Source organism: Pedobacter sp. 01T416_2 (assembly GCF_056398925.1).
The window spans coordinates 1-6,752 of record NZ_JBFTQI010000286.1 but is presented as its reverse complement, the minus strand read 5'-3'; the positions used below and the strand labels follow the sequence as shown (position 1 = coordinate 6,752).

14 protein-coding genes are annotated in these 6,752 nt (G+C 38.5%); all 14 read left to right on the top strand.

The genetic code is table 11. The features are described from left to right. The first annotated feature begins 250 nt into the window (after positions 1 to 250). On the top strand, positions 251 to 868 hold the full coding sequence (rplC, locus tag AC1DPQ_RS13485) for a 50S ribosomal protein L3 (RefSeq protein ID WP_029278646.1): 618 nt from the start codon (positions 251 to 253) through the stop codon (positions 866 to 868). A gap of 4 nt (positions 869 to 872) precedes the next feature. Further along, the gene (rplD, locus tag AC1DPQ_RS13480; RefSeq protein WP_029278647.1) at positions 873 to 1,502 is read left to right on the top strand and encodes a 50S ribosomal protein L4; all 630 of its coding nucleotides are present in this window, start codon (positions 873 to 875) and stop codon (positions 1,500 to 1,502) included. A 1-nt stretch (position 1,503) separates the two neighbouring features. Further along, positions 1,504 to 1,794, top strand: a complete 291-nt coding sequence (gene rplW, locus AC1DPQ_RS13475) for a 50S ribosomal protein L23 (protein WP_029278648.1) — start codon at positions 1,504 to 1,506, stop codon at positions 1,792 to 1,794. Between the two features lie 20 nt (positions 1,795 to 1,814). Beyond that, positions 1,815 to 2,639, top strand: coding sequence for a 50S ribosomal protein L2 (gene rplB, locus AC1DPQ_RS13470; protein WP_057932151.1), 825 nt, complete (start codon positions 1,815 to 1,817; stop codon positions 2,637 to 2,639). Continuing rightward, complete coding sequence (gene rpsS / locus AC1DPQ_RS13465; protein WP_010599906.1) at positions 2,639 to 2,905, top strand: 30S ribosomal protein S19; 267 nt, start codon at positions 2,639 to 2,641, stop codon at positions 2,903 to 2,905. The genes rplB and rpsS overlap by 1 nt, the downstream gene beginning before the upstream one ends. Positions 2,906 to 2,912: 7 nt before the next feature. Then, positions 2,913 to 3,275 carry a 50S ribosomal protein L22 gene (rplV, locus tag AC1DPQ_RS13460; protein ID WP_029278650.1) on the top strand — a complete coding sequence of 121 codons (363 nt, stop codon included), beginning with the start codon at positions 2,913 to 2,915 and terminating at the stop codon, positions 3,273 to 3,275. Positions 3,276 to 3,284: 9 nt separating this feature from the next. Continuing rightward, a complete protein-coding gene (rpsC, locus tag AC1DPQ_RS13455) occupies positions 3,285 to 4,130 on the top strand; it encodes a 30S ribosomal protein S3 (RefSeq protein WP_477609715.1) in 846 nt (281 codons plus the stop codon). Positions 4,131 to 4,170: 40 nt separating this feature from the next. Continuing rightward, entirely contained in the window at positions 4,171 to 4,593 is a 423-nt protein-coding gene (rplP, locus tag AC1DPQ_RS13450; protein WP_010599903.1) for a 50S ribosomal protein L16, read from the top strand. Between the two features lie 73 nt (positions 4,594 to 4,666). Continuing rightward, positions 4,667 to 4,879 (top strand): 50S ribosomal protein L29, encoded by a 213-nt coding sequence (rpmC, locus tag AC1DPQ_RS13445; RefSeq protein WP_025145217.1) that lies wholly within the window; start codon positions 4,667 to 4,669, stop codon positions 4,877 to 4,879. 13 nt (positions 4,880 to 4,892) lie between these two features. Beyond that, the gene (gene rpsQ / locus AC1DPQ_RS13440; RefSeq protein WP_010599901.1) at positions 4,893 to 5,147 is read left to right on the top strand and encodes a 30S ribosomal protein S17; all 255 of its coding nucleotides are present in this window, start codon (positions 4,893 to 4,895) and stop codon (positions 5,145 to 5,147) included. A 1-nt stretch (position 5,148) separates the two neighbouring features. Next, positions 5,149 to 5,517, top strand: coding sequence for a 50S ribosomal protein L14 (gene rplN, locus AC1DPQ_RS13435; protein WP_010599900.1), 369 nt, complete (start codon positions 5,149 to 5,151; stop codon positions 5,515 to 5,517). A gap of 1 nt (position 5,518) precedes the next feature. After that, positions 5,519 to 5,860: a 50S ribosomal protein L24 gene (gene rplX / locus AC1DPQ_RS13430; RefSeq protein ID WP_029278653.1), complete on the top strand. Its 342-nt coding sequence runs from the start codon at positions 5,519 to 5,521 to the stop codon at positions 5,858 to 5,860. After that, positions 5,857 to 6,423, top strand: coding sequence for a 50S ribosomal protein L5 (rplE, locus tag AC1DPQ_RS13425; protein ID WP_086547740.1), 567 nt, complete (start codon positions 5,857 to 5,859; stop codon positions 6,421 to 6,423). The genes rplX and rplE overlap by 4 nt, the downstream gene beginning before the upstream one ends. After that, on the top strand, positions 6,423 to 6,692 hold the full coding sequence (gene rpsN / locus AC1DPQ_RS13420) for a 30S ribosomal protein S14 (RefSeq protein ID WP_025145214.1): 270 nt from the start codon (positions 6,423 to 6,425) through the stop codon (positions 6,690 to 6,692). The genes rplE and rpsN overlap by 1 nt, the downstream gene beginning before the upstream one ends. Positions 6,693 to 6,752 lie beyond the last annotated feature (60 nt).

Here is a 6,752-nt window from a genome sequence, read left to right as displayed (position 1 = left end):
GATTACCTATATGTACTCATCGGATTTATCATTTTGGCCATTATAACCATCAGTTTAAATGGCGGTTTGGCACATTAACATCTCTTTTTTAGTTAAATCCCATCATATCAGCAATTTATTTGAAAAAATATTTGGCTAACTATTTGAAAATTAATATTTCTTGCCTATCTTTGCCGTCCCTTTCGGGGGATGTACAACCACCTTGAACGAAGCCCTACTGCTTCGATGGGTGTTAAAAAGAAAAGATAAAATGTCAGGAATTATTGGAAAAAAAGTAGGAATGACCAGTATCTTTGATGCCGAAGGAAGAAACATTCCTTGTACGGTAATCGAGGCTGGACCTTGTGTAGTTACACAGGTAAAAACCGAAGAAGTAGATGGTTATTCATCAATCCAGTTGGGTTACGATGAGAAAAAAGAGAAAAACACAACTCAACCATTGAAAGGCCATTTCGCGAAAGCAAACACAACTCCGAAACGCAAGCTGGTAGAATTTGATTCGTTTACAACTTCACTTAATTTAGGTGATGTAGTAACGGTTGATTCTTTCGCAGAAGGCGATTTTGTTGATGTTGTAGGTACCTCAAAAGGTAAAGGTTTTCAAGGTGTTGTAAAACGCCACGGATTTGCCGGTGTTGGTATGCAGACTCACGGTCAGCATAACCGTTTACGTGCCCCAGGTTCATTGGGAGCATCGTCATTCCCTTCACGTGTATTCAAAGGAATGCGCATGGCTGGAAGAACAGGTGGAGACAGGGTAAAAGTTCAGAACTTACAAGTTTTGAAAGTTTATGCTGAGCAAAACTTATTAGTAGTTAGTGGTTCCATTCCAGGAGCTAAAGGTTCTTACGTAATCTTAGACAAGTAATCAGATGGAAGTTAAAGTATTAAACATTTCAGGTAAAGAAACAGGTGCCAAGGTGCAACTTCCTGAATCGGTATTTGGTATCGAGCCTAACGACCACGCGATTTATTTAGATGTAAAACAGTATTTGGCTAACCAACGTCAAGGTACTCACAAATCTAAACAACGTAATGAGATTGCTGGTTCAACTCGTAAACTATACAAACAAAAAGGTACAGGTGGTGCCCGTGCTGGTAGCATTAAATCTCCGTTATTTAACGGTGGTGGTCGTGTTTTCGGTCCTCAGCCACGTGATTATAGCTTTAAATTGAACAAGAAATTAAAATCATTAGCACGTAAATCTGCTTTAGCTTATAAAGCAAAAGATAACAACGTGGTAGTTTTAGAAGATTTCAACTTCGATACAGCTAAAACTAAAAACTATACAAGTTTATTGGCTGCGTTAAACGTAGGTACTCAAAAAACTTTATTGGTTTTACCTGCGCAAAATAATAATATCTATTTATCAAGCAGAAACATTCAGAAAACTAAAGTAATCTCGGCAGCAGATTTAAATACTTATGATGTATTAAACGCTGGTGTACTTGTGTTAACTGCTGATTCTGTTAAAACTTTGGAGGAGGCGTTTGCCAAATAATATGGAAATTTTAAAAAAACCAATATTAACCGAAAAAGCTTCAGCTTTAACTGAGAAATCTAACCGTTTCACATTTAGCGTTAACCACAAGGCTAACAAAATCCAGATTAAACAAGCAATTGAGAAATTGTACGGTGTAACCATCGTTGCAGTTAACACAATGGTTGTTGATGGAAAAGCTAAATCTCGTTACACTAAAGCAGGTTTTGTATCTGGCCGTAGCCCGAAATACAAAAAAGCAATCGTAACGTTAAAAGACGGCGAAACAATAGATTATTACGCAACCCTTTAATTTAATAATTCATTATAACTATGGGCTTAAGAAAATTTAAACCAGTTACTCCAGGTACCCGCTTCAGAGTTGGTGCTAGTTTTACGGAGATTACAGCAACCAAGCCCGAAAAATCATTGGTTGTATCATCAAAAAAGTCTGGTGGACGTAACAACACAGGAAAAATGACTATGCGCTACATGGGCGGTGGTCACAAAAAATCATATCGTTTAATCGACTTCAAACGCGATAAATTCGATATTCCTGCAACAGTAGCTACTGTTGAATACGATCCAAACCGTACTGCCCGCATCGCATTATTACACTATGCAGATGGCGAGAAGCGTTATATCATCGCTCCTGAAGGATTGCAAGTTGGTTCGGTATTATTATCGGGCGACAAAGCAGCACCAGAAGTAGGTAACACTTTAAAATTATCGAACATTCCATTAGGTTCTATCGTACACAACGTAGAGATCCATCCTGGAAAAGGAGCACAATTAGCTCGTAGTGCAGGTGCTTACGCACAATTAGCTGCCCGCGATGGTAAATATGCTACTTTAAAAATGCCTTCAGGCGAAACCCGTTTAATCTTGACTACTTGTCTTGCTACTATCGGTGCTGTATCTAACTCAGATCATGCAAACGAAGTATTAGGTAAAGCTGGTCGTAAACGTTGGTTGGGCCGTCGTCCGAGAACTAGACCGGTAGCGATGAACCCTGTCGATCACCCAATGGGTGGTGGTGAAGGTAGATCATCAGGTGGTCACCCACGTTCAAGAAATGGTGTTTTAGCTAAAGGCTTCAAAACCAGAGAACTTAAAAAATATTCTAATCGTTACATCATAGAGAGAAGGAAGAAATAATGGCTCGTTCGATAAAAAAAGGACCTTATATTGACCATAACGTAGAGAAAAAAGTAAACTCTATGAATGATTCAGGCAAAAAGTCTGTAATCAAAACTTGGTCTCGCAGATCAATGATATCACCAGATTTCGTGAATCATACATTTGCTGTACACAACGGAAATAAATTTATCCCTGTGTACGTAACAGAAAACATGGTTGGTCACAAGTTGGGAGAATTTGCTCCAACCAGAACATTCAGAGGACACGCTGAAAAGAAAAAATAATTAGACAATGGAAGCAATAGCAAAATTAAACAATTGTCCAACCTCACCGCGTAAGATGCGTTTGGTTGTAGATCTTATCAGAGGTGAACGTGTAGAAAAAGCATTAAGCATTTTAAAGTTTACCAATAAAGAAGCAGCAATAAGAGTTGAGAAATTATTATTATCTGCTATCAAAAACTGGGAATCTAAAAATGAAGGTGCTCGCCCTGAAGAAAACCAACTTTTTGTAAAAACAGTTATGGTTGATGGTGGCCGTCAGTTGAAACGCTTACGTCCAGCTCCTCAAGGCCGTGGATATAGAATTCGTAAACGTTCTAACCACGTAACGCTGATTGTAGATAGTAAAAGTACAGAAACAACTCAAAACTAATTTTAGGAAATGGGACAAAAAGCAAATCCAATAGGTAACAGGTTAGGTATCATCAAAGGATGGGATTCTAACTGGTTCGGTGGCAACAACTACTCCGATAAATTAGTTGAAGATGAGAAAATAAGAAAATACCTTTCTGCCCGTATCGCTAAAGGCGGTGTTGCAAAAGTAGTAATCGAGCGTACGTTAAAACGTATCACGGTAACTRTCCACACAGCTCGTCCAGGTATCGTAATCGGTAAAGCAGGTGCTGAGGTTGATAAAATTAAAGAAGAGTTAAAGAAATTAACTAAAAAGGAAATTCAAATTAACATCTTCGAAATTAAACGCCCAGAGCTTGATGCACAATTAGTTGCAGAAGGTGTTGCAAAACAATTAGAAGCAAGGATCTCATTCCGTAGAGCAATGAAATCTTCTATCGCATCAACCATGCGTATGGGTGCTGAAGGTATCAAAATCATGACTTCTGGTCGTTTAGGTGGTGCTGAGATGGCACGTACTGAGCAGTACAAAGAAGGAAGAGTGCCTTTGCATACATTCCGTGCTGATATCGACTACGCTTTAGCTGAAGCCTTAACTACTTATGGTAAAATAGGTGTTAAAGTTTGGATCTGTAAAGGTGAGGTTTATGGAAAACGTGATTTGTCTCCAAACATTGGTGCAACAAACAACGGTCCAAAAGGCGCATCAGATAAACCAGCTTTTGGTGGAAGAGATAACCGTGGTGGTGGAAGAGATAACCGTGGCGGTGGTAACGACAGACGTGGTGGAAACCAAGGCGGTGGTCGTGGTCCAGGCCAAGGTGGTGCAAACAGAGGTGGTGGCGCAGGCGCTAACAGAGGTCCTCGTAAATAATTGATTTATTAACATCGTTTAACGATTAGAACAAAATAAAATGTTACAGCCAAAAAGAACGAAGTTCAGGAAGATGCAAAAAGGCAGAATGAAGGGTTTAGCTTCTCGTGGAGCTGAGTTAGCATTCGGATCTTTCGGTATCAAATCTCTAGAAGCTACTTGGATCACAAGTCGTCAGATAGAGGCTGCCCGTATTGCCGTAACTCGTTTCATGAAACGTGAAGGCCAAGTATGGATCAGGATCTTCCCGGACAAACCGGTAACTAAAAAACCTGCTGAGGTACGTATGGGTAAAGGTAAAGGTGCTCCTGAGTATTGGGTAGCAGTTGTAAGACCAGGACGTGTAATTTTCGAAGCTGAAGGTGTGCCTTTAGAAGTTGCTAAAGAAGCATTGCGTTTAGCAGCTCAGAAATTACCGATCCAAACCAAATTCGTAGTACGTAGAGATTACGTAGAAGCATAGTAAAGTGTTGAGGTGAATGTTGTAAATACTTGTTTATTATAACCGCTACACTCAACGTAAAAGAAAAAGAAAAATGAAAAATTCAGAAATCACAGGGCTTTCAAAAGAAGAATTAGTAGCTAAGATTGCGGAAGAAAAAGAGAACTTATCAAAATTGAAGTTCGCTCACACTATTTCAGCTATCGAAAATCCTTCACGCATTGCAAAAGTAAGGAAAGACATAGCCCGTTTAAACACTGAGTTGACTAAAGTGAAAAACACTGAGTCAGCTACTGAAACTAAATAATTTGAGAGTCGACATGGAAAGACAATTAAGAAAAACAAGAACCGGGTTAGTGGTAAGCAACAAGATGGATAAATCTGTTGTAGTGAGCGTGGAACGTAAAGTAAAACACCCGATTTATGGTAAGTTCGTAAAGAAAACTACCAAATTTATGGCTCACGACGAGAAAAACGAATGCGGTATCGGTGATACAGTATTAATTATGGAAACTCGTCCTTTGAGTAAAAACAAGAACTGGAGATTGGTACAAATTTTAGAAAGAGCTAAATAAGATGGTACAACAGGAATCGAGATTAAACGTTGCTGATAACAGCGGCGCAAAAGAAGTATTAGTAATTCGCGTGCTAGGTGGAACCGGCAAACGTTATGCTTCAATTGGTGATAAAGTAGTTGTTACCGTAAAAAGCGCGTTACCTTCTGGTAACATTAAAAAAGGTACAGTTTCTAAAGCAGTTGTTGTAAGAACTAAAAAAGAAATCCGTCGTAAAGATGGTTCTTATATCCGTTTTGACGATAATGCTGCTGTATTATTGAACGCACAGGATGAGCCAAGAGGTACACGTATCTTTGGCCCGGTTGCGAGAGAACTACGTGAAAAACAATTCATGAAAATTGTATCATTAGCACCGGAGGTATTATAAAATGGGAAACAAAGTAAATACACCATCAAAACTTAAAATCCGCACAGGAGATTTAGTTAAAGTCATTGCTGGCGATTCAAAAGGTCAACAAGGAAAAGTACTTTCAGTACTTATAGATAAAAACAGAGCCATTGTGGAAGGCATTAACTTAGTATCTAAACATACTAAACCAAATGCTGCTAATCCAAACGGTGGTATTATTAAAAAAGAAGCTGCTCTTCACATTTCTAACTTGATGTTGGTTGATCCAAAATCTGGTAAAGCTACCCGCGTAGGTCGTAAACTTAACGCAGATGGTAAATTAGTTAGAGTTGCTAAAATTTCAGGAGAGGAGATTAAATAATGGCTACACCTAGATTAAAAAGCAAATACAAAGAAGAAGTTGTAAATGCACTAAAAGAAAAATTTCAGTACAAAACTGTAATGCAGGTTCCTAAATTGGAAAAAATCTGTATCAATCAGGGTGTTGGTCGTTTTTCTGTTACTGATAAGAAAATTATGGATACCACTATCGTTGAGTTGACTACCATTACTGGTCAACAAGCGGTTCCGGCTAATTCAAAGAAAGATATCTCTAACTTTAAATTACGTAAAGGTATGCCAGTAGGTGTACGTGTTACATTACGCGATAACAACATGTACGAGTTCTTAGATCGTTTGATCTCTGTAGCTTTGCCTCGTATCCGCGATTTCAAAGGTATTAATGATAAAGGATTTGATGGAAAAGGTAACTATACATTAGGTGTTACTGAGCAAATCATCTTCCCTGAGATTAATATCGATAAAATCAATAAAATTTTAGGTATGGATATAACTTTCGTAACTTCGGCAAAATCTGACGTTGAGGCTCTTGAGTTATTGAAACAATTCGGATTACCATTTAAAAATCAAAAAACAGCAGAATAATGGCAAAAGAAGGTGTAAAAGCACGCGAAGTTAAGCGCCAAAAATTGGTAGCTAGATACGCTGAAAAACGTGCAGTATTAAAAGCTGCAGGAGATTTCGAGGGTTTAGATAAATTACCTAAAAACTCATCTCCAGTACGTTTACACAACCGTTGTAAATTAACTGGTCGTCCTCGTGGATATATGCGTACCTTTGGTATTTCAAGGGTAACATTCCGCCAGATGGCACTAGACGGTAAAATACCAGGTGTTAAAAAAGCATCTTGGTAATATAGCTTAAAGCTGAAAGCTCAAAGTCTAAAGCGATACATGTCGCTTTAGTCTTTGTGC

Bases quoted from the DNA above. Each gene is read 5' to 3' on its own strand.
- rplC (WP_029278646.1), top strand. From the start codon at position 251: ATGTCAGGAATTATTGGAAAAAAAGTAGGAATGACCAGTATCTTTGAT.
- rplD (WP_029278647.1), top strand. From the start codon at position 873: ATGGAAGTTAAAGTATTAAACATTTCAGGTAAAGAAACAGGTGCCAAG.
- rplW (WP_029278648.1), top strand. From the start codon at position 1,504: ATGGAAATTTTAAAAAAACCAATATTAACCGAAAAAGCTTCAGCTTTA.
- rplB (WP_057932151.1), top strand. From the start codon at position 1,815: ATGGGCTTAAGAAAATTTAAACCAGTTACTCCAGGTACCCGCTTCAGA.
- rpsS (WP_010599906.1), top strand. From the start codon at position 2,639: ATGGCTCGTTCGATAAAAAAAGGACCTTATATTGACCATAACGTAGAG.
- rplV (WP_029278650.1), top strand. From the start codon at position 2,913: ATGGAAGCAATAGCAAAATTAAACAATTGTCCAACCTCACCGCGTAAG.
- rplP (WP_010599903.1), top strand. From the start codon at position 4,171: ATGTTACAGCCAAAAAGAACGAAGTTCAGGAAGATGCAAAAAGGCAGA.
- rpmC (WP_025145217.1), top strand. From the start codon at position 4,667: ATGAAAAATTCAGAAATCACAGGGCTTTCAAAAGAAGAATTAGTAGCT.
- rpsQ (WP_010599901.1), top strand. From the start codon at position 4,893: ATGGAAAGACAATTAAGAAAAACAAGAACCGGGTTAGTGGTAAGCAAC.
- rplN (WP_010599900.1), top strand. From the start codon at position 5,149: ATGGTACAACAGGAATCGAGATTAAACGTTGCTGATAACAGCGGCGCA.
- rplX (WP_029278653.1), top strand. From the start codon at position 5,519: ATGGGAAACAAAGTAAATACACCATCAAAACTTAAAATCCGCACAGGA.
- rpsN (WP_025145214.1), top strand. From the start codon at position 6,423: ATGGCAAAAGAAGGTGTAAAAGCACGCGAAGTTAAGCGCCAAAAATTG.